Genomic DNA, 26,728 nt, shown 5'->3' with positions numbered 1-26,728 from the left:
AGGTGGTTGAATACCGCCCGGTCTAAAAGGAGAGTTTATCATGAGTCTGGATATCAACCAGATTGCCCTGCACCAGCTTATCAAACGCGACGAGCAGAACCTTGAGCTGGTCTTGCGCGATTCATTACTGGAACCGACAGCGACCGTTGTCGATATGATGGCTGAGCTGCATCGGGTATATAGCGCCAAGAATAAAGCTTATGGCCTGTTTAGCGAAGAGAGTGAACTGGCGCAAACGCTGCGTTTACAGCGTCAGGGTGAAGAGGATTTTTTGGCCTTTAGTCGTGCAGCGACAGGGCGTTTGCGGGACGAACTGGCGAAATATCCTTTTGCCGACGGCGGTATTGTTCTGTTCTGCCATTACCGCTATCTGGCGGTAGAGTATCTGCTGGTTGCCGTGCTGAACAATTTAAGCAGCATGCGCGTCAATGAAAATCTGGATATCAACCCGACTCACTATCTGGATATCAATCATGCGGACATCGTGGCGCGTATTGATTTAACCGAGTGGGAAACCAACCCGGAGTCCACGCGCTATCTGACGTTCCTGAAAGGGCGGGTAGGGCGCAAAGTCGCCGATTTCTTTATGGACTTCCTCGGTGCCAGCGAAGGTCTTAATGCCAAAGCGCAAAACCGTGGGCTGCTGCAGGCGGTCGATGACTTTACCAATGAGGCGCAACTCGACAAAGCCGAACGCCAGAACGTGCGTCAGCAGGTGTACAGCTACTGCAACGAGCAGTTGCAGGCTGGTGAAGAGATTGAGCTGGAATCACTGTCCAAAGAGCTTTCCGGCGTCAGTGAAGTCAGCTTCAGCGAATTTACCGCTGATAAAGGCTACGAGCTGGAAGAGAGCTTCCCGGCGGATCGCAGCACGTTGCGTCAGTTAACCAAATTTGCCGGCAGCGGCGGTGGGTTAACCATTAACTTCGACGCCATGTTACTGGGCGAACGTATTTTCTGGGATCCGGCGACGGACACCTTGACCATCAAAGGTACGCCGCCGAACCTGCGCGATCAGCTCCAGCGTCGCACGTCTGGCGGGAAATAAAGCCGTTTGCCGGATGGGCGAGTTAACGCCTTTCCGGCCTGCGAGATACACCTTTACCGCCAGCAAAATCCCATAAAAAAACCCCGCCGAGGCGGGGTTCTTCTTCAACTTCCAGGCGATTACGCGCGAACGAAGTCGATGTGAGTCAGCTTCGGCTTGAACGGGTGACGCTGTACAGCCTGAGCTTTAACTTTAACTTCTTTACCGTCAACAACGATGGTCAGAACTTCGCTGTAGAATTCAGCTTTAGCTTGCATGTTCATAACTGCATCGTGATCCAGTTCGATAGCAATCGGGGCTTCTGCGCCACCGTAGATGATTGCCGGGAACTTGTTAGCGGCACGCAGGCGGCGGCTCGCACCCTTACCCTGCTCTTTACGTACTTCAGCGTTGATAGTAAACATTTAAATCTCTCTTTAATAATTCCTGCTACAGGCGACCCAGCAACAGGTAAGTGATCTGCTTTGCGTATGCAAAAGCGGGCGAGATTCTATACTCAAACGGCTGGTACATCAATCAAAAGTACGATTAACCGCGTAATTCATGTGCCCGGCGAAAGCGACCTTCATAATCGAAGACCTTTTCACGCACCTGCCAGTACTGACCTTTCATACGCGCCACCACGAAATCAGGATGACGTAACAGCGCCTGCTGGGCGAGGATATCGGCGGCGGTTATCCAGCGTAAGGGAATGCCAGGCGTTCGGGTGTGCGGGCGAATAAACAGTTGTTCGAAGGCCGTTCGCTGCGCGGGAGTGTGCAGGCGAAAGCGTTCGCTGACGTCGGCGCCATCCTCATCGTAATAGGTGATTTTCAGCCATTCGCCTTTTTCATCCAGGCCATTTTGTAACACCATACCGCTACAGCGCAGAACCAGCGCATCTTTGAGTCTGAGCGCGGCTTTCAGCATGTCATCCGGGTCGACCAGCACCGTGTCGCACTCCCGACAACGGCGGGCGGCGATATCATTTTCCGCATTGCACTGTGGGCAGTTTTTAAAACGGAAACGAAAATCACACTGTTCGCGATGGCCGTCATCATCTTCAAACCATCCCTGGCAGCGGCGGCCAAAATGTTCAATCAGCGTGCCGTCAGCCGTTGTTTTGCCCCAGAAGGTGTTTGCAAACCCGCAGGCAGGACAGAATACCTGTACCGGAACGTTGTCGCTTTTTCCTTTCGGCGCTCCCACTTCCGGCGCGTACAGATCGTGTGGGTTGCCGGCGTAATCGAGGATCAGACAGTCGGTTTTACCCGGTGCAAGGCGCAGCCCACGACCGACAATTTGTTGGTAAAGGCTAACTGACTCTGTTGGGCGCAGAATAGCGATAAGGTCGACGTGCGGGGCATCGAAGCCGGTGGTCAGGACCGACACATTAACCAGATAGCGAAAGCGCTGAGCTTTGAACTCTTCAATCAGCACGTCGCGCTCAGCGCCTGGCGTATCTCCGGTGATTAGCGCGGCGTCGTCAGCGGGCAGCAGGCCCAGAATCTCTTTAGCATGCTCAACGGTGGCGGCGAAAATCATCACCCCTTTGCGCGTCTGGGCAAACTCGACAATCTGGCTGATGATATGCGGCGTTATTCGCTGCTGTTTTTTCAATTCCTGATTCAGGTCCGCTTCGCTAAACAGGCCGTTACTCTGCGCCTGCAGGCGGCTGAAGTCATATTGTACTACCGGCATGTCGAGGCGTTCTGGCGGCGTCAGGTAGCCGTGTTTAATCATGTAACGCAGCGGTAATTCATAAATGCAGTCGCGAAACAGCGCTTTTTCATCGCCGCGCACCATACCGTGATAATGAAAATGATAAATCCAGCCTTTACCCAAACGAAAAGGCGTGGCGGTAAGCCCGAGCAGGCGTAAGTGGGGATTTACTTTAGTCAGGTGAGTGAGGATTTGCTGATACTGACTCTCTTCATCATCGCCAATGCGATGGCATTCATCGACGATAAGCAGCGAGAACTCTCCCTGAAAGGCGTCCAGATTACGCGCCACCGACTGTACGCTGCCAAACACCACTTTCCCGTGGCTCTCTTTACGCTTCAGGCCTGCGGCAAAAATATCGGCTTCCAGCCCCAGTGCGCAATATTTGGCGTGGTTTTGTGCAACCAACTCTTTGACGTGCGCCAGTACCAGTACGCGGCCACGCGCCACGCGGGCCAGTTCGGCAATCACCAGACTTTTGCCCGCGCCGGTTGGCAGGACGATAACCGCCGGCGTGCGATGGTGGCGAAAATAGTTGAGCGTGGCATCCACGGCTTCTTTTTGGTACGGGCGAAGAGTAAAAATCATGGGCTCATTAAGGTAAACAGCAACAATGTATAGTATGCCATGAATCATTTCCCTTGAGGGATGGTGTAACGCCGCTATACTGGGCGGATAATAGTCCAACTTGTCGGGCGCAAACCCGCTTCTCGTATTTTTACAGGCAAAAATCACACTCATGCGACTTGATAAATTTATCGCTCAGCAACTCGGCGTCAGCCGCGCTATTGCCGGGCGTGAGATCCGTGCTAACCACGTTACCGTAGACGGTGAAATCGTCAGAAATAGCGCTTTTAAGCTGCTGCCAGAACACGACGTAGAATATGACGGTAATTCCCTGGCTCAGCAAAATGGCCCGCGCTATTTTATGCTGAATAAGCCTCAGGGTTATGTTTGCTCAACGGATGACCCCGATCACCCGACGGTCCTCTATTTCCTTGATGAACCGGTTGCCTACAAACTGCATGCGGCAGGGCGTCTGGATATCGACACTACCGGACTGGTGCTGATGACCGATGACGGACAGTGGTCGCATCGCATCACGTCGCCACGTCACCATTGTGAGAAAACCTATCTGGTGACGCTGGAGTCGCCAGTGGCAGACGATACCGCCGAACAGTTTGCCCGTGGCGTACAGTTGCATAACGAAAAAGACCTGACCAAACCGGCCGTGCTGGAAGTCATTACGCCAACTCAGGTGCGATTGACCATCAGTGAAGGGCGCTATCATCAGGTTAAACGTATGTTTGCCGCCGTGGGTAACCACGTTGTGGAACTGCACCGTGAACGGATTGGTGACATCAGGCTTGATGATGATCTGGAGCCGGGTCAATACCGTCCGTTGACTGAAGAAGAAATCGCCAGCGTTAACTTAACCCCGCGTTAATTTCAGGAGCTAAATGTGACCACCCGGCAGAACTCGTCAATTGCCATTGTCTTTATCCTTGGCTTATTAGCCATGCTGATGCCGTTGTCGATTGATATGTATCTTCCGGCGCTGCCTGTTATCTCTGAACAGTTTGGTGTGCCTGCAGGTAGCGCGCAGATGACCCTCAGCACCTATATTCTTGGGTTCGCGGTGGGGCAGTTGCTGTATGGTCCAATGGCTGACAGCATTGGGCGCAAGCCGGTTATTCTGGGCGGGACGCTGGTATTTGCGGCGGCGGCAGTTGCCTGTGCGCTGGCGCAAACTATCGATCAACTGATCGTCATGCGTTTCTTCCATGGTCTGGCGGCTGCGGCGGCGAGCGTGGTTATCAACGCCCTGATGCGCGATATCTATCCGAAGGAAGAGTTTTCACGCATGATGTCATTTGTCATGCTGGTCACGACAATTGCGCCGCTGTTAGCGCCCATCGTAGGCGGTTGGGTGCTGGTATGGCTGAGCTGGCACTACATCTTTTGGATCCTCGCCGTGGCGGCTATTCTGGCATCGGTGATGATCTTTACGCTGATTAAAGAGACCTTACCGGTAGAGCGTCGTCAGCCGTTTCGCCTGCGTACTACTCTTGGCAATTTTGCCTCGCTGTTTCGCCATAAACGCGTACTGAGCTATATGCTGGCCAGTGGGTTCAGCTTTGCCGGGATGTTCTCGTTCCTGAGCGCGGGACCTTTTGTCTATATTGAGATCAACCACGTTTCGCCGCAGCATTTCGGTTATTACTTCGCGCTGAATATTGTTTTCCTGTTCGTGATGACCATCATCAACAGCCGCTTTGTTCGTCGGGTTGGCGCATTGAATATGTTCCGTACCGGCCTGTGGATCCAGTTCGTGATGGCGGGCTGGATGGTCTTTAGCGCACTGTTCGGGGTTGGTTTCTGGGCGCTGGTGGTGGGTGTTGCGGCGTTCGTTGGCTGTGTGTCGATGGTGTCATCCAACGCCATGGCGGTTATTCTGGATGAATTTCCGCATATGGCGGGAACGGCGTCATCGTTGGCTGGGACATTCCGCTTCGGCATTGGCGCCATCGTTGGGGCGCTGTTATCTCTGGCAACCTTTAACTCGGCCTGGCCAATGATATGGTCGATAGCGTTTTGCGCTACCAGTTCAATTCTCTTCTATCTCTACGCCAGTCGCGCCAAAAAACGGTGATCTATTACACAACCTGGGGGGCATAAGGCCTCCAGAGTTGATGTACATCAACCGCAAATCTATCATTTCCCCTGCTTATGTTTATTTTATGTAAAATCAATTTATGTAAAAAGTCACATCATTGTAGTTAAAAAGGTTGAGTTAGATCGCAGAAACGAGTACATATAGCGCGGAAATATGCCAGAACCGTTGAATAAATTTAAATAGTGGGTTCGGAAAACGGCATAACGACAGGGTGTAAACGTTTACCAACTGTTTAAAGACGTATTGTCAATGATGTGTTAATATTGATGTAAAATAATTGTGAAGTAATTGTACTTCCAGGGAAAGAAAGTGATGACATTACAACTCTCAATCGTTCATCGTCTGCCGCAGTGCTATCGTTGGTCGGTGGGTTTCGCAGGTTCAAAAGTTGAACCGATTCCGCAAAACGGTCAGAGCAATGAGAACAGCCTGGTGGCGCTCAAATTGCTTAGCCCTGATGGTGACAGCGCGTGGTCAGTCATGCATAAACTCAGCCAGGCCCTCAGCGACATTGAGGTACCTTGTTCTGTACTGGAATGCGAAGGAGAGCCGTGCCTGTTTGTGAATCGTCAGGATGAATTTGCCGCGACCTGCAGGCTGAAAAATTTCGGCGTGGCTATCGCAGAGCCGTTTTCAAATAACAATCCGTTTTGAGCGTCAGCTTAGCGCAAGCAGCTGACGCGTATATGCCTGTTGTGGCGCGTTAAATACGTGCTCGCATTGTCCTTGTTCCACGACCTCTCCCTGCCTTAGTACAATAACCTGATGGCATAACGCGCGTACTACGTGCAAATCATGGCTGATAAAGATATAAGCCAGGCGATGCTTTTCCTGTAACGACTTTAACAACGTCAGGATTTGCGCCTGTACGGTTCTGTCGAGCGACGATGTTGGTTCATCCAGAATGATCAGGGAAGGCTTGAGAATCAACGCTCTGGCAATGGCTATACGTTGACGTTGGCCGCCGGAAAACTCCGCCGGATAACGATGCCGCGTTTCGCTATCCAGACCCACTTCCGCCATTACCGCTTTCACCTGCGCTTCGCGCTGTTCGGCTGACAGGGTTGGCTGATGAACGCGTAACCCCTCCTCAATAATCTGTAGCACGCTCAGGCGCGGGTTCAGCGAGGAATTGGGATCCTGAAAAACCACCTGAATGCGGTGACGGACCGGCAACAGCTGGCGACGATTTAACGTATGTAGCGCCAGACCATCGAACACAATGCTACCATGTGAGGTGATAAGTCTCAGCAGCGCCAGTCCGGTAGTACTTTTCCCCGATCCAGATTCCCCAACCAGCCCCAGCGTTTCACCGGGCCGGAGGGAAAAACTGACGTTATTAACGACGACGTTATGGTCCACCACGCGCTTCAGAATACCTTTGCGGATGGGAAAGGCGACGCGCAGTTTCTCGACTTCCAGCAGCGGAGCTTGCCCAGCAGGTACAGGCACCGGATCGCCGGAAGGCTCGCTGTTTAACAATTTCTGCGTGTAGGGATGCGTTGGCGCAGCCAACAGCTGTGCTGCTCGATTTTGCTCAACGCACTGGCCGTTTTGCATGACCGCAACGGTATCGGCCAGCTTTTTCACAATGCTCAGGTTGTGGGTGATGAACAGTAATCCCATGTTCAGCTCACGCTGCAACTCTCGCAGCAACTGCAGGATCTGCGCCTGTACCGAAACGTCCAGCGCGGTGGTCGGTTCATCGGCAATAAGCAGCTCCGGTCGTGTTAGCAGCGCCATGGCGATCATCACACGCTGGCGTTCACCGCCGGACAGCTGGTGCGGGTAGTCTGCAAGACGTTTGGCCGCCTGACGGATGCCAACGCGATCCAGACAGGTCAGAATCTCGGCCCGTGCAGCCTCGCGACGCATCCCCCGATGCAGCGACAGCACTTCATAAAGCTGTTTTTCCAGGTTGTGGAGCGGGTTCAGTGACACCATCGGCTCCTGGAAAATCATGGCGATTTTATTCCCCCGTACGCCGCGAAGCGTCTGCTCGTTGGCGTGAAGTAATGATTCACCATGAAAACGAATGTCGCCGGAAAGGTAGACTACCGGAGGGGAGGGTAATAACCGTAAAATAGAAAGCGCGGTCACGCTTTTACCCGAGCCAGATTCACCCACCAGCGCCAGAGTTTGCCCGGCATCAACTCGCAGTGAGAGGGCGTTGACGACGGTGCGCACGGTCTCTTGTTGGCGAAAACCTACCGATAAATTCTCAATAGCTAACAGCGGTTGTGTCATCTTAAATCGCCTTATTGGGATCGAACGCGTCGCGTACTGCTTCACCGATGAAGATCAGTAGCGATAATAGCAGAGCGACGGAGATGAACGCGGTAATCCCAAGCCACGGTGCCTGCAGGTTGTTTTTACCCTGCAACAGGAGTTCTCCGAGCGATGGCGAGCCAAGCGGTAAACCGAACCCAAGAAAATCCAGCGAGGTCAGGGTGGTTATCGAGGCGCATAATATAAACGGTAAAAATGTCAGGGCGGCGACCATCGCGTTGGGTAGCATATGACGCAGAATAATACTGCTATCGCTTACGCCAAGCGCCTGAGCGGCACGAATGTAATCAAAGTTTCGGGTACGTAAAAACTCCGCGCGCACCACGCCAACCAGGCTCATCCAGCCAAACAGCACGGTAATGCCCAGCAGCCACCAGAAGTTAGGCTGGACCACGCTCGACAGCAGAATGATCAGAAACAGCGTTGGCATTCCTGACCAAACTTCAATGAATCGTTGCCCCCACAGATCCACCTTGCCGCCATAGTAGCCCTGGATTGCGCCAGCCATGATCCCCATCACGCTGGAGCACAGGGTTAGCATTAATCCAAACAGGACAGAAATACGTGTGCCGTAGAGGATCCGCGCCAGCACGTCACCGCCATTGGCGTCTGTGCCCAGCCAGTTTTGTGCCGAAGGCGGGGAAGGGAAGGGCTTATCGGTGGCAAAGTTAATGCTGGTGGCCCCAAAGCGGATTGGTGCCCACAGGATCCAGCCCTGGTTTTCCAGGCGTTGCTGTAGCCACGGATCCTGATAATCAGCCTGGGTCGCCAGCGGTCCGCCGAAATCGCTTTCGCTGTAGTTTTTGAACAGCGGGAAATACCAGCTATTGTCGTAGCGCACCAGCAGCGGCTTATCATTGGCAATCAGTTCTGAACACAGGCTAAGGCCGAACAGCACCAGAAAAATCCACAGCGACCAGTAGCCGCGACGGTTGTGGCGAAAGCGCGCCCAGCGAGCCTGATTAACGGGGCTTAATCGCGACATTAGCGTCCCTCAAAATCAATACGGGGATCGACCAGCGTATAGCTGATGTCGCTGAGGATATTCAGCAGCAGACCGATCAGGGTGAAAATATAGAGCGTGCCGAACATCACCGGATAGTCGCGTGATACGGTGGATTCATAACCCAGAAGTCCCAGACCGTTAAGCGAGAACATCACTTCAATCAGCAGTGAGCCGGTAAAAAACATGCTGATAAACGTCGCCGGAAAGCCAGCGATCACCAGCAACATGGCATTGCGAAACACATGTTTCCACAGAATATTTTTCTCGCTGACACCTTTGGCGCGCGCGGTGACGACATACTGCTTGCGTACCTCATCCAGAAATGAGTTTTTGGTCAACATGGTCAGCGCGGCAAACCCGCCAACCACCGTCGCCAGCACCGGTAGGGTAATATGCCAAAGGTAGTCGGTCACTTTCTGATACCAGGGCAGGGAGTCAAAATTGGCGGAAACCAGCCCGCGAAGCGGGAACAGGTCGTAGTAGCTTCCCCCGGCAAAAAAGACAATCAGCAAAATGGCAAACAGAAAGGCCGGTATGGCATAGCCGATAATAATAAATGCGCTGCTCCAGACATCAAATCGACTGCCATTGTGTACCGCTTTGCGGATCCCAAGCGGGATCGACACCAGATAAATGATGAGCGTACTCCACAGCCCAAGCGTAACGGAAACAGGCAGGCTGTCTTTGATAAGCGTCAGCACTGAGGCGCTACGAAACAGGCTATCGCCGAAATCGAAACGAACATAGTCCCAGAGCATTTTGAAATAACGCTCATGAATAGGCTTATCGAACCCGTAGCGGCGAGTGATTTCGGCGATAACCTCCGGATCCAGACCCCGTCCGCCTCTATAATTACTGTCGCTGATGTTTCCAACGCCGGTTTGCGCGTGGCTGGCGCGAACGCCTTCGCTGCCCGCGCCGGGTAATGCCCCGCTTTGCCCGAACTCAATAGCGGCGACGGCCTGCTCAACCGGGCCGCCGGGGGCGATTTGCACGATAAAAAAGTTGATGGTGATGATGGCCCAAAGCGTTGGGATCACCAGCAGCAGACGTCGAATCAGATAAGCGCCCATTTATTCTCCCTGCCGCCTGGCTGCGGGCAGCTTCTCCGCTTTATTGACGTCATACCACCAGTTGTCGAGGCCAATAGTATAAATTGGGCGAATAGCAGGATGCGAAAATTTATCCCACCATGCAATGCGATCCTCTGCCATGAACCACATCGGCAACATGTAGTAGTTCCAGGTTAATACCCGGTCCAGTGCGCGGCCCAGCGGGATCAGCTTGGCTTTATCACCTTGTGCCGCGATGATCTGACCGATCAGTTTATCAATCACCGGGCTTTGCACTCCTGGAGCGTTATAGCTGGAGTCAATATAGTCAGAGGCCCAAAGAATTTGCAGGTCGGAGCTCGGCCACGGCATTGCGCGATACAACCTTGGCATCATGTCATAGTCGCGACTGCGCAGGCGGTTTGTTATTTGTGAGTTATCCACCTGGCGGATATTCATTGTAATGCCCAGGCGCTGCAGGTTGTGCTGGAACGGCAGCACCCACTGACTGTTGCTGCCCGCCGGGAGCAACAGTTCAAAGCTCAGAGGTTTACCGCTGGTGCTGTTTACGCGCTGCTGTCCCTGTAAGACCCATCCGGCCTGTTCCAGTAAGGTATCGGCTTTCAACAGGTTGTCACGATCGTAGCCATCGCCTTTTGATTTTGGCGGCTGGTATATTTGGCTAAAGACCTCAGGGGGGAGATCTTTTTTCAAAGGCGCGAGTATCACCAGTTCATCCGCATCGGGGTATTTTGTCGCGGCATATTCGGTATTCTGAAAATAGCTGTTGGTCCGGCTCCAGGCGTTATAGAACAGCGCTTTATTCATCCATTCAAAATCAAAGGCCAGCGTGATGGCTTCCCGCACCCGCCGGTCGCTGAACACCGGTCGCTGAATATTAAATGCCAGCCAGCGGGTATCCTGGGCGGATTCGTTTTTTTGCTCATCTTTGATGATGTAATGATTGGCGAAATTTTTCCCGGTATAACGCGTTGCCCAGTTTTTGGCATCGTTTTCAAGACGCAGGTCAAACGCCCCAGCCTTAAACGCTTCAAAGGCGACGTTGTCATCCAGATAGTAGTCGTAGCGAATGGTATCAAAGTTCCAGCGCCCGCGGTTAACTGGCAGGTTCGCGGCCCAATAATCTTTGACGCGTGAATAGACTATATACTGACCCATCTTCCATTTCGCGATGCGATAAGGGCCGCTGGCGAGCGGAGGCGATGATAAGGGATCGCTGAGCTTATGATCTTTCCAGTACTTCTCTGGCATCACGGGTAATGAAAACAGGCTGAGCATGTCCTCTTTACCCGGCTTGGCTAATTCAATGCGTACGGTTAATGGCGCGATCGCTTTTACCGTTGTTCCCTTATAGACCAGACGAAACTGCGGCACGCCTTCAGTCATAAATTTGTGGAAGGTGAATGCGACATCGCTGGCGGTAATGGGGGAGCCATCGTGAAAACGCGCCCGCGGATTGATGGCGATTTCTACCCAGGAATAGTCGTCAGCATAGCGTGCGCTGTCGGCGATGAGCGGATAGTAGCTGCCAGGTTCGTCGTCGGAGGTGGTAAACAGCGTGTCGTAAAGCGTTTCGGTACGTGCACCGGGGTTACCGCGCATCGCATAGCGGTTGAAGTTATCGAAGGTGCCGATGGCGGAGAGGGTGATTTGCCCGCCTTTGGGGGCAGCAGGGTTCACGTAATCAAAGTGATTAAAGTTAAACGCGTACTTCGGTTCGCCCAGTACGGCAAAAGCATAGCTTTCTTTGATGGACTGCGCCTCGGCGCTAAACCCGATGAGGGCGATGAACAGAAGCAATACGCGAGGGATCATTAAAAGCGATTTCCTTTTCCTGCTACAACCCGACGGGCATCATGCCTGAAAGATAAGGGATGTAGCGGCGAGTGAGAGTTTATGATTCGCATACTGCGATCACCACGTCGGCTTATTGGGCTGTGCCATCCAACGCACGAAATCAGCAAGCTTTAATGGTCGGCTAATCCAGTATCCCTGGAAAAAATGCACCCCACGATCGCGCAGCCAACGGGCTTGCTCAGGCGTTTCAACCCCTTCAGCAACCGTCAGCATATTAAGACGCTTAGAGAGTGTCAACACAGCGTCCAGAACCGGAGAGGTCAGGGTCTCTGTTCCGATGGCGTTAATAAAGCCGCGATCGATTTTCAGATAGTCAACGGTAAAGCGTTCCAGATAAATCAGTGCGCTATGACCGGTGCCAAAATCGTCAATGGCAATTTCAAAACCTGCTGAATGAAGCCATTCAAATAGCTTCGTGGCCTCGTGTTGATTGAGCATATCCCGTTCGGTGATTTCCAGCACCATCTGGAAATGGTTTGCGGGAAGCGAAGCCTGCAGGCGATGAATGTCGTCTTTAAACGTTTCGCCGTGCAGATGCGTTGGCGCGATGTTGATCCCCAATTTTGCGCCAGCGGGTAAGACTTTTTGCAGCATCGGCGCGTCCTGAGCAATCAACTTAAAGAGATGCTGGGTCAGCGGGACAATCATTTTCTGTGATTCGGCGTAGTGAATGAAGGCATCCGGCGGGATTTCACCCGTTGTCGGATGATTCCAGCGTAATAACACCTCGGCACCTTTCACCTCGAGCGTTTGCACCTCTACAACGGGCTGGTACACCACATAAAATTGGTTATGTTTGATAGCGTTGAGGATATCTTTGCCCGGGCGTAAACGGATGGTGTAGATGTAATACCAGAGAAGAAGAGCGGCAATAATCCCCGCCATACACCCCAACATAATCGAATACCAGACGTCGGTGTAGGTCCACTCATCGGCATATAAACGAATCTGTAGCGGGATACCTTCCAGACTCGCCTGCCGCCAGCGAGATTTAGGCAGGGCGGAGACATCAATAATCCGTGATGAAAATGTCGAAATTGCGTTATCACCGACGACGATGGCAATGCCGTCAAAATCATCCTGTCGGGCGGTATAAAGCAGGTAAGGAGCCAGATTAATATTCAGTGAGGTAAACACGCCGCTGTCAGTAAACGATGGGTTGCGGTGCCAAATCATTATCGCCGGCTTGTTCGGCATCATGGGCGTGCCGGGGAGTAATTCCACGTCAATAGTTCTGCTGATATCAAGGCTTGGGACCAGATCTAAAATCGGGGTGAACATTGAACCCGTTGCGGAGGAGCAGAAAGCAATGCCGTTTTTGACCAGTAAAAATGCGCGGACGTTGAGGCTAAAGGCCGCGCTGGAGGTCAGTTTAGCGCCGACTTGTTGGCAACTGTTGGCGACCAGTGGCTGAAGGGCATCTGTGGTGGTTTGGAGATCGGCAAAGTAGCTACTGACATAATTCTGGATATCGGTAAGGAGCGTGTCGTACTTAACGTCTCGTTTATGCCAGGTCACGAAAAATTGCAGGGTACTCACAAGGAGCGCGACGATAAGCCCCGTTAACATACAGGAAAGCAGGATTTTCCGACCGGATGAAGAGGAGCGTCTGAACATAGTTCCTTATGTTTACCTGAGTTAAGCGCTTATTCTGTATGAATATAACCTGAAATGACTCACCTTGTGAGATTTTTCTTAGTCACGAGGCGAAGCCAAAAAAAAGCACCGCCGAAGCAGTGCTTTTCAATATGTCTCATCAGGATAGCCAAGGGATAGCTGCCAAACGAAATTAACTGCGGCTCAGGACCCGGCGAGCTTCGTTGTAACGTTTTTTCCAGTAAGGTTCGTTCATGCTGGAAATGATAACGCCACTGCTGGTCGAGGCATGTACGAACTGGTTGTTGCCGATATAAATACCGACGTGACGGCCGGTGGAACCAGCACGGAACAGAACCAGATCGCCTGTGCGCAGGTTAGTGCGCGAAACGGATTTACCCGTTTCCTGTTGTTCGTAGGTTGAGCGAGGAAGCTCTAAACCAAATTGCTCACGGAACGTACGTTGTACGAAGCTTGAACAATCAATACCTTTTTTGGTGCTGCCGCCAAGGCGGTAACGCACGCCTTTCCAGTCAGCATACTGGTCCATAATACGTGATTTAACATCGATATTACGCACCATATTTTCAAATTCATCCTGAGAGGCTTGCAGTGAAGAGTTATCTCCATTGCCCACAGCATGCGTCTCAGAATGCATATTCCTGGCGGTGTTCGTTGTGCTACATGCAGAAAGCAGAACCGCAACTGCTATCGCGGGTATGCCCCGCAAGATATATCTCAAAATCGGTTGAGATTTGACCATTTTGTTTGTTTTCCCTTGAAGTCCTTAACGATAAATATCGTTATAAAAAATGCCAAACGTGACGAGACTAATTACCCTCGCACGATGAGACAATTCTTTAAGGTCAAATCTGTGGCAGAACGCACAAATTTATTCATAAAGAGAATAATTATCCCGCGAGGCAAAACGAGTTCGAGATTACCCGATCGTTCCGGTCATTGCGAGTGATTTTACGTGATTTCTTATAAGAAAAATTGATACAGAAAGTGAATAATCGGTATTGTATAAATTAAGAACAATTGGGATAAAAAAGACGCAACTAACTCATTTTTAACGTGAATAAGATGACAGGAGAATGACAGCCACAATGATGAAATATAAGTAAGCATCATCAGGGAATCAGAAGTATCCCTGATGATGTTAATTACTCTGCGTTATTTGTTTAAAAATTGTTTGTTTTTGCCCGGCAGGTAATTCGCAAACAGAGTCACTAATCGGTCGCTTAAAGGCGTCATTAGCCACCAGGGCAGACCAATCAGGACGACCGTCATGGAACCGATCACGATATCGGTGAGCCAATGAGCACCAATCATTACGCGCGGGAAGGCAAAAACCACAGCAATAATAAGGCCGATTATTCCGGCGGTTTTTCCGAAATAACGCAGCATAAATGCGGAAAAAATAAGCAGCATCATACCGTGATCGCCGGGGAAACTGTCTCTGGACGCATCTTTGGTCGGAATATGCAGCAGTTCGCTGACGCGGTAAATATTATCCAGCATCAGAGTGGGGCTGGCGCGTTTAACCGGAATAAGCGCCTGACCTAACTGATTTAATACCACTGCGGTGAGCAGCATAACCAGACCAATAGCGACAATGCGTCGGCGACCTTCCGACGTCTCTTTCAGCCAAAAATGCAGCATCAATGCGCCCATTGCCAGCAATGAGCAGCCATCAAATGCCCGGTTATTGGTAATAGCAACAATCCATAAGAATAGCGGGCTTTCCACCAGCTTCTGATTAAAGAAGCGGAAAACGCCCGTATCTATTGAAGACCAGATCCCATGCCCGGCAGGAAGATACCAGGAAAGAAACAGCGCCAGGCCCGCGATATTAAGCAGGAGGATAAGAGGGTATCGGGTTTTCATCGTCATTTACCATTGCTATAAAACGAAGGCAACCTTACGCGCTGGCGTCTAAACGAAGTCTCAACAATGCGCTCTGTAACGCATTCCAGTCGATCTCGGTATCGGAGATGAGTTCAATACGACTATCCGGCGGCGCGACGTTTTGCGTCTCAATGTGCCAGTCGTCTCCCTGGCGGTTAATGCGCACCAGTCCCTCTTTTATACGCATAACACCTTTCACGCGCCCAACGGGGGCAAGACGCGACCACTCCAGCAGACCGATGGTATCGAATACCGTATCGGCGTCAAAAATCCAGCCGCAGGCCTGATGGCCCTGACCGCTGTTCAGGCTGCGCCGCCAGCGCTGCTGCGCCGGAAGACTCAACGCCGCCAGCCCCTTTTTGTCGGCATGACGATGATTATGCTCCGCGCTTGTCGGAAGCTCCGCAAGGTTGAGTCGGGGTAAATCCAGTAGCTGCCCGTCAATTTTCCCATGGTCGGCATGAACCAACTGGCGATTGCCGCCGTAGTGTTGCCACCAGCTTTGCAGGGCATTTTCGCTTTCCATCGTGGCCCGGTCGGCTTTGTTGGCAACAATGATATCTGCGGCGGCCAGCTGATCGCGGAAATTGTCATTGGCGACGCTTTTTTCATCCAGCAACAGGCGGGGGTCAAGGATACAGAGAGTTGCGCGCAAGTCGATCCACGGCTCGTAAACCGGCGCGGTGAGTAAATCCAGAATCTGTTTGGGATGTCCGAGGCCGGTGGGTTCAATCAGCAGACGGTCGGGTTTTCCCTGACGCAGCAGCGTATTAAGGCCTACCTGCATTGGCAGACCGTTAACGCAGCACATACAGCCGCCGGGGATCTCTTTTAGCAGTGCGCCGCTGTCGGCCAGCAGTGCGCCATCGATGCCTACTTCGCCAAACTCATTGACCAGCACGGCCCACTTCTCTGCGGGATCTTTGTTCGCCAATAGATGAAGAATAGAGGTGGTTTTGCCACTGCCAAGAAAACCAGTGATGAGATTGGTTTTAGTCACATTTACTCCAGAATCATAAATTACCGTAATGGCATTTAACAATCCTGGCGAAAAACGGGGAAAAAGAGAAGGGGTGGGAGGACGAAGACGTGCTTCGTCCTGCTTAATGGCAGAAATCGTTAATTTTTTAACGTTTCAATGACAGCCTGATGCGCGCCGTATTGGGCAATACGCTGCCAGGCCTGCTGAATGGCCGCGACAAACTGCGGATTCTGTACGAGATCGGCGGCGAAAATCTCATGCAGTGAAAGCAGGGCGCTGACGCGTTCTGATTCAGTGCACTGTTTAACCAGAGCGGCAATTTTCTCACTTAACGGGTCACGAATATCAATCGCAGTGCCTGAATCATCCACGCCGCTCACGTAGCGCATCCAGCCTGCGACGCCGAGCGCCAGCAGCGGCCACTCGCTTTGACGTGCTAAATGTACGCGGATCCCTTCCAGCATGCGCTGGGGTAATTTCTGGCTACCATCCATCGCTATTTGCCAGGTTTTGTGTTTCAGCGCCGGGTTGGCAAAGCGTTCCAGCAGGCTTAAAGCATACTGGTCTAAATCCACATCGGTAATTTGCAGCGTGGGGGCCTGTTCATTGAGCATCAGCCGGTAAGCGGCTTCACGAAATGCGCTGTCCTGCATACAGTCGCTGATGTGCTGGAATCCGGCCAGATAGCCGAGATAAGCAAGGAACGAATGGCTACCGTTCAGCATCCGCAGTTTCATTTGCTCCCACGGCAACACGTTTTCGACCATCTGGACACCCGCGGTTTCCCATTGCGGACGACCACACACAAAGTTGTCTTCAATCACCCATTGGATAAACGGTTCGCAACTGATTGCGCAAGGATCGGCAACACCCAACTCGTGGGCGATTTCAGCCAGCGACTCTTCGGTGGCGGCGGGAACAATCCTGTCCACCATGGTTCCCGGAAAACTGACGTGCTCCTGGATCCAGTGCGCCAGCTCAGGTGAGCGTTTGTCCGCCATTCCCAGTACGGCATTTTTTACCACATGGCCATTGTCCGGGATGTTATCGCAGGAGAGGACGGTAAATGGTTGCAGCCCGCGTTCACGTCGGCGGTGCAGCGCTTCTACAATGATTCCGGGCGCGGAGTGCGGTTCAGCCGGCGTCTGCATATCGTGAATAATTCGCGGATTAGAGAGATCCAACGATCCCGTCGCCGGATCGATACAGTAGCCTTTTTCGGTGATAGTTAACGAGACAATCGCCACCTGAGGCTCGCAGAATTTTTCAATAATGGCCGCCAGCGAATCCAGTGTGGCGTTCAGACACTCGTTAACGGCGCCGATGACGATGGGCTGATTGCCGTTTGCTCCTTTTTCTAACACGGTAAATAAATGGTCCTGTTCGCGAAGCTGACGCATCAGCCGATCGCCGCTGAACAGGCTGATCTCGCAAATTCCCCAGTCTCCGCCCTGCGCGTTCAGCACCCTGTCGGTTAATAACGCCTGATGGGCGCGATGAAAAGCACCGAAACCAAAATGCACAATCCGCGTTTTTAATTGCTGGCGGTCGTACTGCGGCATCATGACATTTTCCGCCAGTGGCGCTGAGGCAATAGTTTTCATTTAATACACCTGATTAACCATTAATTAACAATGGCAGTATAAAGTTATATGACAGCAAATTGAATTGGTGTGCCTCATTTATCAGGGGAATGTGAGCTGGATCAATCAATGACCGGCCATCTGTTGATCATCCATGGGATGCCTGTATGGTAGTCATCATTCAGGTAGTTTAATTTGGTATAACAACTTGTGAGGTGAAGCAATGGAACAAACCTGGCGTTGGTACGGACCTAACGATCCGGTATCGCTTGATGATGTGCGTCAGGCTGGCGCAACGGGTGTTGTGACTGCCTTGCACCATATTCCTAACGGTGAAGTGTGGCCGGTAGAAGAGATTCAACAGCGTCAGGCCATTCTGGCTGAAAAAGGGCTGACCTGGTCGGTGGTGGAAAGTATTCCTGTTCACGAAGATATCAAAACGCGTTCAGGCCAGTACCAAACATGGATTGCCAACTATCAGCAGAGTATCCGTAATCTGGCGACCTGCGGCATTGATACTGTGTGCTATAACTTCATGCCGATCCTCGACTGGACGCGTACTGATCTGGAATATCAGTTGCCAGACGGCTCCAAAGCGCTACGTTTTGACCAGATTGCTTTTGCGGCCTTCGAACTGCATATTTTGCAACGCCCGGGAGCTGAAGCGGATTACACCGCAGAAGAACAACGTCAGGCGCTGGACTACTTCAATGCCATGAGCGATGCCGCAATTGAAAAGCTAACCCGCAATATCATTGCCGGACTGCCCGGCGCGGAAGAGGGCTATACGCTGGATCAATTCCGTGCGCGCCTCGCTGAATATGACGGCATCAGTAAAGACGATCTGCGCGATAATATGGCGGTATTCCTGCGGGCGATCGTGCCAGTGGCAGAAGAAGTGGGCGTGCGCCTGGCTGTGCATCCTGACGATCCGCCGCGTCCGATCCTTGGCCTGCCGCGCATTGTTTCGACTATCGAAGATATGCAGTGGCTGAAAGAAACCGTCGACAGCATCAATAATGGTTTCACCATGTGCACCGGCTCTTACGGCGTGCGTGCTGATAACGATCTGGTGAAAATGATCGAAACCTTTGGCGATCGAATCCACTTCACGCATCTGCGCTCCACCTGCCGTGAAGATAACCCGAAAACCTTCCACGAAGGTGCGCACCTGCAGGGCGATGTGGATATGGTATCGGTGGTCGCTGCCATCCTGAGTGAAGAACAGCGGCGTAAAAAGGCGGGTGATTTGCGTCCTATCCCGATGCGTCCGGATCACGGACACCAGATGCTTGACGATCTGCACAAGAAAACCAACCCCGGCTACTCCGCAATTGGTCGTCTGAAAGGGCTGGCGGAAGTTCGCGGCGTAGAGCTGGCGCTGAAACAAACTCAGTTCCGCGATCTGCTGTAAGACTTACCACAGGGATTGCGTCACCGGCGCGATCCCTGTTATTCAGCAAGGCTGCGTGAGCGCCTGCTCCAGTACCGACAGTACCCTATTAATCTGCTGTATCTGCAACCCGCCAAAGCCAAAAAACATCACCACGTCGCTGTTCTCCTTACGCCATGCGGTTTCTGATCCATTTTCTATATCCGCCAGAGTGTCAAACCGGATCCCAGCCTGCAGGCAGCGTTGTTGCAGCCTGGCTATCGTATCGGGGTGTCTTTCAACGCGTAACGAGAGATGCAGACCCGCCGTTGCGCCAGCGATTTTCCCTGTGGGAAACAGCGCGGAAAGGCCATCGCGTAACTGGTTGAGGCGCGCCAGATAGCTGCTGGCCAGCTTGCTGATATGCGTATAAAACACCTGGTTTTGCATTAATTCGGCTAAAAATTGCTGCAACAACCACTGACTGCCGTTGTTATTGAGCGCTTTCATATTCTGTACCGCCGGGAGCAATTCATCAGGGCAAATGAGGTAGCCAAGACGCGCCCCCGGTCCCAGCGTTTTAGAAAATGTCCCCATGTAGATAACCCGGTTGTGATAATCCATGGCTTTCAGCGCAGGAAGGTGATTCTCGCCATAGGTAAAAACAGCGTCGTAGTCGTCTTCTATGATATAAGCGCCGACGCGCTGTGCCCACGTTAATAATGCCTGACGGCGCTCCAGCGAAAGTACGCTCCCCATCGGATACTGGTGGGCCGCCGTCACATAGCAAAGCTGAGTTTCATATTCAGGTAAATTATCTGTTTGCAGTCCGTGGTTATCTACGGCAATTGACGTAATGTTTGCGCCGTAATAATTAAACAGATGCCATGCGCCAGAATAACAAGGGGATTCGGTCACAACGTGGCATTTTTTTTGCTGGCTGACGGCATGATGAATAATAAATATCTGACTCAACAGCGACAATCCTTCCTGGATCCCGTTGGTAATAATGATGTTCTCTGCCCGCGTATTAATGCCACGAGATAAATTAAGGTATCTGACCAGTTGCTCACGCAGTGAAAATAATCCGTTTGGTGAATGATACCGGGTAAGCAATTGTTCTTTAAGTACGCTTGGCGCGTTATTCCATTTTCGCCAACTGGCCCAGGGAAAAGCATTGGGATCGGGGACGCCCATCCGGCAGTAACACTCCCGCCCAGGCTCTGCGTAAACATCGGTAGAGACCCCGGCTGCTTTGGGTGTTACTGGCGGAGAGCCCTGGGACATGGGAACATGCGCAGGCGGGATACGAACAGGCGTGGTGAATATCACCTCATAGCCAATGCCGTGTCGGCTCTTAATTAACCCAGCCGCCATAAGCTTATCATAGGCCATCACGACCGTTATTTTGGCTACATTCAATACCTGAGCCTGCTCGCGAATAGAAGGGAGTTTATCTCCACGCAACAAATCTCCCTGCTGAATAGCCTGTAAATAAAATTGAAATATCTGCAACTGTAGCGGAGTACGGCTTTCTCTATTGAGAGTCAGTGTGAGCATGAGAAAATCCTTATTTATAGATGGTCACTATATTACGAATTTCTGCTCTTTACTATTTGACGAATCTCATAGAGTGATTGCTGTTCCTATACTCTGCCTGCGCTGTCTCTATTTTTGATTTTTATTATCACTTAGCGTGTCGCTATTAAAAAAATGGAGGCTAGCATGTCGTGGATAAGAAAAAATGCACTGTGGTGCGCATTCGTCGGAGCGGTAGTCATGGCCCTGGCGATTTGGGGAACGTGGCAAGGCGTTCATTACACCAGTACTACCGGGTTTTGTTTATCGTGTCACTCGATGCGCACGGCTGGAGAGGAATATAAAACCAGCGTGCATTTTCGCAATGCTTCTGGCGTGCGTGCGGAGTGTAAGGATTGTCATATTCCGCCGGGCATCGTGCCAACGTTGGTTCGTAAAACGCAAGCCTTAAACGATCTCTACCACACCTTTATTTCTCCTTCGATCGATACCCCCGAAAAATTTGCCGCAAAACGGGCGGAGCTGGCCCAGCGGGAATGGGCGCGCATGAGCGCGAATAATTCAGCGGCGTGTAAATCCTGCCACAGCTATGAGGCGATGGATCACGGCAAACAATCGGCAAATGCGGCGGCACAAATGACTGCGGCGGCGGCAAAAGACAGCAACTGCATTGATTGCCACAAAGGAATTGCCCATCACAAACCCGATATGAGCAGCGGTTTTCGCGATCGCTTTAAGCAGCTACAGCGTCAGGATGCGTCGTCATCGCAGGCGAGCACGCTGTTCTCGTTAAGTGAAAAAGCACTGACGGCAACGGCAGGAAGCCCCGCAGGCAAAGCGCTGTTATTTCCCGCCACCGAGGTCAAGGTGCTGCAAAAAGGAGGCAGTAACGTGCAGGTCGAAATCACGGGCTGGCGTGAAACCAAAGGACGCGGGCGGGTGATCACCCAGTATATGGGTAAGCGCGTGTTTTCCGCCGTTCTCGATGACTCCCTGATGGCTAACGTAAAAGTGCTACAAACCCAGGTCGATCCTGACTCACATCAGGCCTGGCAGCAGGTGAGCGTCACCGCCTGGACCTCCGGGCAGGATCTTATCAGCACGCTTGAGCCCATCTGGGAATACTCAGATCAAATGCTGCAATCCACCTGTAGTGCCTGCCATAGCACTCCTCCTCCCACCCGTTATACCGCTAACGGCTGGATCGCCGGATTGAAAGCGATGTCGACCTATTACCGTCTTAACCCGGTGGAGGAGCGTACGTTGCTGAAATACCTCCAGACCCATGCCAGCGATGTGTCTCAACCCATTAAAAAGTAAGGATAATGTATGGATATTCATGACTTTAATCCGTCTCGCCGCCGTTTTCTGAGCGGTATGCTGGCAGTGGGCGCTGCCAGCGCCCTGGCGCCCAATCCGTTGATATCAAAAGTGTGGGCGGCGGGAGAAAACCCCGAACAGTGGATCCAGTCCGGCTCGCATTATGGCGCTTTTGAAGCCAAAGTGGTCAACGGCGAGTGGACAGAGACCCGCCCATTCAAACATGACAAATATCCCTGCGATATGCTGAACGCGGTGCGGGAAGTGGTCTACAACCCTTCGCGGGTACGCTACCCGATGGTACGTCTGGACTGGCTGCGTAAGCGTGAGAAATCGGATCGCAACCAGCGCGGAGATAACCGTTTTGTGCGGGTAAGCTGGGATCGGGCGCTGGATCTGTTTTACGAAGAGCTGGAGCGGGTGCAAAAAACCTATGGCTCATCAGGCGTATTTACCGGGCTCGCCGACTGGCAAATGGTGGGCAAATACCATAAAGCGGGCGGGGCGATGGACCGGGCACTGGGCTTGCATGGCAGCTATGTGACGACCGTTGGTGACTACTCTGCGGCAGCGGCGCAGGTCATTTTGCCGCATGTCATCGGTTCGCTGGAAGTTTATGAGCAACAAACGTCACTGCCGCTGGTTATCGAGAACAGTAATACCATTGTGCTGTGGGGATGTGATCCGATCAAGAATCTGCAGATCGAGTTTTTGGTTCCCGATCACGATGCGTTTGGCTACTGGCAGCAAATTAAAGAGGCGGTAGCGCTGGGGAAGATGCGCGTTATCAGCGTTGATCCGGTGCGCAGCAAATCGCAAAACTATCTTGGCTGTGAACAACTGGCGTTGCGACCGCAAACGGATGTCGCGTTAATGCTGGCGCTGGCGCATACCCTGTACGAAGAAAAACTGCACGACACGGCGTTTATTACCGATTACACCGTCGGCTTTGAACAGTTTTTGCCGTACCTGCTGGGTGAGAGCGATAAACAGCCGAAAAACGCCGAATGGGCGGCGGAAATCTGCGGTCTGACGGCCGGGCAGATCCGTGACTTTGCCCGCCTGCTGGTCAAAGGCCGGACACAGTTTATGGGCGGCTGGTGCGTACAGCGCATGCACCATGGTGAGCAGTATCCGTGGATGCTGGTGGTGCTGGCCAGCATGGTTGGACAAATTGGCTTGCCAGGCGGCGGCGTAGGGTTTGGCTGGCACTATAACGGCGGGGGGACGGTGACATCCGCCGGCCCCGTACTCTCTGGGTTGGGGAGTATTGCTAATCCTCCACCGGCGAAATATAAAGCGGATTTTCGCGGCGCGTCTGAGCATATCCCCACCTCGCGCATCGTGGACTGTCTGCTTGAGCCGGGCAAAAAAATAGCCTTCAACGGCGCAACGTTAACCTGGCCTGACATCAAAATGGCGATCTACAGCGCAGCCAATCCGTTCCATGCGCAGCAGGACAGAAACCGCATGATCGACGCGTGGAAGAAGCTGGAAACCGTGGTGGTGTTGGATCATCAATGGACCGCGTCGTGCCGTTTTGCCGATATCGTCCTGCCCGTTACCACTCGCTTTGAACGTAACGATATTGAGCAGTTCGGTACGCATTCGAATAAAGGGCTGATGGCGCTGCATCAAATAGTCAAACCGCAATATGAAGCGCGGCATGATTTCGACGTATTTGCCGGGCTGTGTAAGCGCTTTGACAAGGAGGCTGTGTACCGTGAGAACCGAGATGAAATGCAGTGGATACAGGCGCTTTATGACGAAGGAGTGAAGATGGGCACATCACTCAGCGTCTCCTTACCGGACTTTACAACGTTCTGGCAGGGGGAAGGATATATTGAATATCCGCCAGGGCAGCCGTGGGTGCGTCACGGTGAGTTTCGCGACCAGCCAGACCTTAATCCGCTGGGAACGCCGTCAGGTCTGATTGAAATCTACAGTAAAACCATCGCGGGCTTCGCCTACGAGGACTGTCCTGGGCATCCGGTGTGGATGGAGCCATTTGAGCGTAGCCATGGCGACAAAACAGATAAATTCCCGCTGCATCTGCAATCCTGCCATCCGGATAAACGTCTGCATTCCCAGTTGTGCTCAAGCGAGGCGTTTCGCAATACCTATGCGGTTGCCGGGAGAGAGCCGCTTTATATCAGCGAACAGGATGCCATCGCGCGTGGCTTGAAAGCCGGTGATATTGCCCGCGTCTTTAACGCGCGTGGCCAGGTGCTGGCAGGCGTGGTTGTCAGTCCGGATTTTCCACCCGGCGTGGTCCGCATTCATGAAGGGGCGTGGTACTCCCCGCAGGAAGGAGGAAAAGCCGGGACGTTATGCACCTATGGCGATCCGAATGTGCTGAGCGCGGATATCGGTACTTCACAGCTGGCGCAGGGCCCTTCAGCGCATACCGTGCTGGTGGAGGTCGAGCGTTATCAGCAGAAAGCCCCGCAGGTAACGGCATTCGGTGGTCCGCAGACAGTGAAAGAGGAGGGGACAAGTGCAGCATAATCAAATTCATCAGCAACGGACGGCGATCTACCAGTGGTTTTCACAGTTGCTATTTCGTGAGCTGGACGAAAAGCAACTCGCCAGCCTGGAAAATGGCGATAACCGGGCGTGGATTGCCTCACTGGCGGCAATTCCCGGATTGTCTGTCGAGGTTAAACATTTTGTGCGTAGCCTGGAGTGGGTTCTGCGGCGTGACTCCCGGCAGTTGGAGCTGGCGGCAGATTTTGCCTCGCTGTTTATGCTGTCTCCGCCTGCCAGTGTTTCTCCCTATGCAGGGCACTATCCACATACGACAGCTGCGGCAGAACGTCGGCAAATGAATGTGCTGTTGGTTGAGCAGGGGCTGGCGGCGCGGGAAAATGAATCCTCCGATCATATTGCTGTACAGCTGGCATTGATGGCGAGGATGGTTGCTAAAGAGGAGAAGCTCTCCACGCAATATTACTTTTTGCATCATCATATTATGTGCTGGGCGTCGTTGCTGCGCGATAGCTGCCTGGCGCGTGATGAAGAGGGGTTTTATCCTCAGGCGGTTAACCTGGTCGTGCGTTTTATGCGCAAGGATGAACAGTATCTGGAATCACTGCTGATGGATGATTTTTATCTCAGCAGCCAGCAGTGAATATAAAAAAAGGGACAACCTGTGCTGGCGGAGTTAAAGAACAGGCTATCTCGGAGAAAGAGTTCCGTTCATCTCATGCTCATCGCTTCAACGCTCTGACTTCCAGTTAACACTTTTTTGCTGTTTAAACAAAAAACGCAGATGGTCAGGTGTGGGTTGGTCCGGCTGAAAATTGCCGACGTGTTTTCGTAAGGCCGGGAGAACCCGCTGGGATGCGGGTTCAGGGCGCGCTTTGCAGGGATAATGAGATGGACGCTCCAGATTTTGCGGCATCAAAGTACCAGACTGGATCGTTGCAATACGTCCTGAAAATGAGGAGCGTCCACATGAAAGTATCAACTCTTGGTATCGACCTGGCAAAGAACGTTTTCCAGCTTCATGGTGTCGATCACGAAGGTCATACTGTTTTGCGTAAGAAGCTGACCCGGGCTAAGTTCGTTCAGTTTGTCATTCAACTGGAACCTTGCCTGATGGGCATGGAAGCCTGTTCATCCAGCCATCATTTTGCACGGTTATTCAGTCGCCACGGCCATGAGGTAAAACTCATTCCTCCGCAATATGTGAAGCCCTATGTCAAAACGAACAAGACGGATGCAGCAGATGCTGAAGCTATCTGCGAAGCGGTAACCCGCCCGAATATGCGTTTTGTACAGATAAAAACCGAAGAGCAGCAGGCCGTTTTAGCGTTACACACTGAACGGGGAATACTTATCCGTGAGCGGATCGCCTGTTCCAATAGTTTAAGAGCCACACTTGCTGAGTTTGGTATTACGATTGCAGCCGGACAAAGCCATTTAACCCGTGAGCTGCCAGCCATTCTGGAAGACGGCGAAAATGGTTTATCTCCCTTTGTCAGAACCAGCATCTACAGACAGGCTCACCATATCCGGGAACTTGAGGAGCAGGTTAAACAGGTAGAAGAATCTCTGGCCTCCTGGTACAGAACGCAGGAAGCCTGCAAGAGAATGGCCAAAATCCCGGGGGTTGGCATGCTAACGGCCACTTATGTGGTGGCAGCAGTGGGTAATGCCCGACAATTCAGCACCGCAAAGCAGTTTGCTTCATGGCTGGGGCTGACACCAAAGGAGCATTCCAGCGGCGGGAAACAGCAACTGGGAGGGATCAGCAAACGTGGCGATGGCTATTTCCGATACCTCCTGGTTCACGGCGCACGCGCACTTACCGCCTGGGTCAACCGGAAAGGCTCAGTTGAGGAGAACACCTGGCTTCAGGGATTGCTTGAGCGAAAGCACTACAATGTAGCTGTTGTCGCCATGGCGGCAAAAACATCAAGAATTATGTGGTCAATGTTGACACGTAACACGGAATATCAGCCTCGCCAGCCCGCCTGACACAAGGTCAGACAGTCTGACGAGGTGCTGAAAAAGAGTTAACGTCCTGGTAGGTGCAGGTGACTTCAGAAGATGGCAAAACAGGTAAGACCGCAGGCAGGATACACCGAGAGGTAGCAAGGGCAAGTCAGCCCGCAGAGGATGATTGGTACCTGCCTGGCGGATTTCATCATGGTTCGGGATAAATAAATCCCATCAGAAACCGGATATATGGCTGCATCTACCCGTTTTATCACTTAACTGAAAAATAAATTGCATCCCGGGAGCGTCCATATATGCTACCTCGCGCCCG

General features: G+C 52.3%; 21 protein-coding genes. 9 read left to right on the top strand and 12 right to left on the bottom strand.

The features are described from left to right. Positions 1-40: 40 nt before the first annotated feature. Positions 41-1,048 carry a nucleoid-associated protein YejK gene (gene yejK, locus OGV94_RS01755; protein ID WP_042307249.1) on the top strand — a complete coding sequence of 336 codons (1,008 nt, stop codon included), beginning with the start codon at positions 41-43 and terminating at the stop codon, positions 1,046-1,048. A 119-nt stretch (positions 1,049-1,167) separates the two neighbouring features. Here yejK and rplY read toward each other — a convergent pair whose 3' ends face one another. Together rplY and radD are read right to left on the bottom strand one after the other, a co-directional pair. After that, a complete protein-coding gene (gene rplY, locus OGV94_RS01750) occupies positions 1,168-1,452 on the bottom strand; it encodes a 50S ribosomal protein L25 (RefSeq protein ID WP_043016994.1) in 285 nt (94 codons plus the stop codon). 124 nt (positions 1,453-1,576) lie between these two features. Then, positions 1,577-3,337: a DNA repair helicase RadD gene (gene radD / locus OGV94_RS01745; RefSeq protein ID WP_043017953.1), complete on the bottom strand. Its 1,761-nt coding sequence runs from the start codon at positions 3,335-3,337 to the stop codon at positions 1,577-1,579. Positions 3,338-3,488: 151 nt separating this feature from the next. Between radD and rsuA the strand changes: the two genes are divergently transcribed. The 3 genes from rsuA (at position 3,489) to OGV94_RS01730 (ending at position 6,080) form a co-directional block, all read left to right on the top strand. Beyond that, positions 3,489-4,196 carry a 16S rRNA pseudouridine(516) synthase RsuA gene (gene rsuA, locus OGV94_RS01740; RefSeq protein WP_286522480.1) on the top strand — a complete coding sequence of 236 codons (708 nt, stop codon included), beginning with the start codon at positions 3,489-3,491 and terminating at the stop codon, positions 4,194-4,196. A gap of 15 nt (positions 4,197-4,211) precedes the next feature. After that, positions 4,212-5,402 (top strand): Bcr/CflA family multidrug efflux MFS transporter, encoded by a 1,191-nt coding sequence (locus tag OGV94_RS01735; RefSeq protein WP_043016992.1) that lies wholly within the window; start codon positions 4,212-4,214, stop codon positions 5,400-5,402. A gap of 333 nt (positions 5,403-5,735) precedes the next feature. After that, entirely contained in the window at positions 5,736-6,080 is a 345-nt protein-coding gene (locus OGV94_RS01730; RefSeq protein ID WP_029139605.1) for a YejG family protein, read from the top strand. A 3-nt stretch (positions 6,081-6,083) separates the two neighbouring features. Here OGV94_RS01730 and yejF read toward each other — a convergent pair whose 3' ends face one another. The 9 genes from yejF to OGV94_RS01685 all read right to left on the bottom strand — a co-directional run bounded on the left by yejF (position 6,084) and on the right by OGV94_RS01685 (position 17,744). Beyond that, entirely contained in the window at positions 6,084-7,673 is a 1,590-nt protein-coding gene (yejF, locus tag OGV94_RS01725) for a microcin C ABC transporter ATP-binding protein YejF (protein ID WP_286522478.1), read from the bottom strand. 1 nt (position 7,674) lies between these two features. Continuing rightward, complete coding sequence (locus OGV94_RS01720) at positions 7,675-8,700, bottom strand: ABC transporter permease (RefSeq protein ID WP_043016990.1); 1,026 nt, start codon at positions 8,698-8,700, stop codon at positions 7,675-7,677. Continuing rightward, a complete protein-coding gene (locus OGV94_RS01715; protein WP_043016989.1) occupies positions 8,700-9,794 on the bottom strand; it encodes a microcin C ABC transporter permease YejB in 1,095 nt (364 codons plus the stop codon). The genes OGV94_RS01720 and OGV94_RS01715 overlap by 1 nt, the downstream gene beginning before the upstream one ends. Continuing rightward, entirely contained in the window at positions 9,795-11,609 is a 1,815-nt protein-coding gene (locus OGV94_RS01710) for an extracellular solute-binding protein (RefSeq protein ID WP_087052511.1), read from the bottom strand. It abuts the gene before it with no gap. Positions 11,610-11,708: 99 nt separating this feature from the next. Next, on the bottom strand, positions 11,709-13,268 hold the full coding sequence (locus tag OGV94_RS01705; RefSeq protein WP_043016987.1) for a cyclic di-GMP phosphodiesterase: 1,560 nt from the start codon (positions 13,266-13,268) through the stop codon (positions 11,709-11,711). A 172-nt stretch (positions 13,269-13,440) separates the two neighbouring features. Next, positions 13,441-14,010, bottom strand: coding sequence for a bifunctional murein DD-endopeptidase/murein LD-carboxypeptidase (gene mepS / locus OGV94_RS01700; RefSeq protein ID WP_003027474.1), 570 nt, complete (start codon positions 14,008-14,010; stop codon positions 13,441-13,443). A gap of 413 nt (positions 14,011-14,423) precedes the next feature. Beyond that, positions 14,424-15,143, bottom strand: a complete 720-nt coding sequence (locus tag OGV94_RS01695) for a phosphatase PAP2 family protein (RefSeq protein WP_087052512.1) — start codon at positions 15,141-15,143, stop codon at positions 14,424-14,426. 28 nt (positions 15,144-15,171) lie between these two features. Further along, positions 15,172-16,158, bottom strand: coding sequence for a CobW family GTP-binding protein (locus tag OGV94_RS01690; RefSeq protein WP_043016985.1), 987 nt, complete (start codon positions 16,156-16,158; stop codon positions 15,172-15,174). Positions 16,159-16,277: 119 nt separating this feature from the next. Beyond that, the gene (locus OGV94_RS01685; RefSeq protein WP_286522474.1) at positions 16,278-17,744 is read right to left on the bottom strand and encodes a mannitol dehydrogenase family protein; all 1,467 of its coding nucleotides are present in this window, start codon (positions 17,742-17,744) and stop codon (positions 16,278-16,280) included. A gap of 202 nt (positions 17,745-17,946) precedes the next feature. On the opposite strand from OGV94_RS01685, the gene uxuA reads away from it, so the two are divergent. Beyond that, positions 17,947-19,137, top strand: coding sequence for a mannonate dehydratase (gene uxuA, locus OGV94_RS01680; protein ID WP_043016983.1), 1,191 nt, complete (start codon positions 17,947-17,949; stop codon positions 19,135-19,137). 42 nt (positions 19,138-19,179) lie between these two features. Here the strand turns inward: uxuA and pdxR are convergent, their stop codons facing one another. Continuing rightward, positions 19,180-20,655 carry a MocR-like pyridoxine biosynthesis transcription factor PdxR gene (gene pdxR, locus OGV94_RS01675; RefSeq protein ID WP_286522472.1) on the bottom strand — a complete coding sequence of 492 codons (1,476 nt, stop codon included), beginning with the start codon at positions 20,653-20,655 and terminating at the stop codon, positions 19,180-19,182. A 165-nt stretch (positions 20,656-20,820) separates the two neighbouring features. On the opposite strand from pdxR, the gene torC reads away from it, so the two are divergent. The 4 genes from torC to OGV94_RS01655 all read left to right on the top strand — a co-directional run bounded on the left by torC (position 20,821) and on the right by OGV94_RS01655 (position 26,436). Further along, complete coding sequence (gene torC / locus OGV94_RS01670; RefSeq protein ID WP_080624911.1) at positions 20,821-21,954, top strand: pentaheme c-type cytochrome TorC; 1,134 nt, start codon at positions 20,821-20,823, stop codon at positions 21,952-21,954. A gap of 9 nt (positions 21,955-21,963) precedes the next feature. Further along, a complete protein-coding gene (torA, locus tag OGV94_RS01665; protein WP_286522470.1) occupies positions 21,964-24,462 on the top strand; it encodes a trimethylamine-N-oxide reductase TorA in 2,499 nt (832 codons plus the stop codon). Further along, the gene (gene torD, locus OGV94_RS01660) at positions 24,452-25,084 is read left to right on the top strand and encodes a molecular chaperone TorD (protein WP_286522468.1); all 633 of its coding nucleotides are present in this window, start codon (positions 24,452-24,454) and stop codon (positions 25,082-25,084) included. The genes torA and torD overlap by 11 nt, the downstream gene beginning before the upstream one ends. A gap of 326 nt (positions 25,085-25,410) precedes the next feature. Continuing rightward, positions 25,411-26,436: an IS110 family RNA-guided transposase gene (locus OGV94_RS01655; RefSeq protein ID WP_286522466.1), complete on the top strand. Its 1,026-nt coding sequence runs from the start codon at positions 25,411-25,413 to the stop codon at positions 26,434-26,436. Positions 26,437-26,728 lie beyond the last annotated feature (292 nt).

The sequence above is a fragment of the Citrobacter sp. Ce006 genome (assembly GCF_030336535.1).
Taxonomy (GTDB): Bacteria; Pseudomonadota; Gammaproteobacteria; order Enterobacterales; family Enterobacteriaceae; genus Citrobacter; species Citrobacter europaeus.
This window is presented reverse-complemented; position numbering and strand designations above follow the sequence as displayed.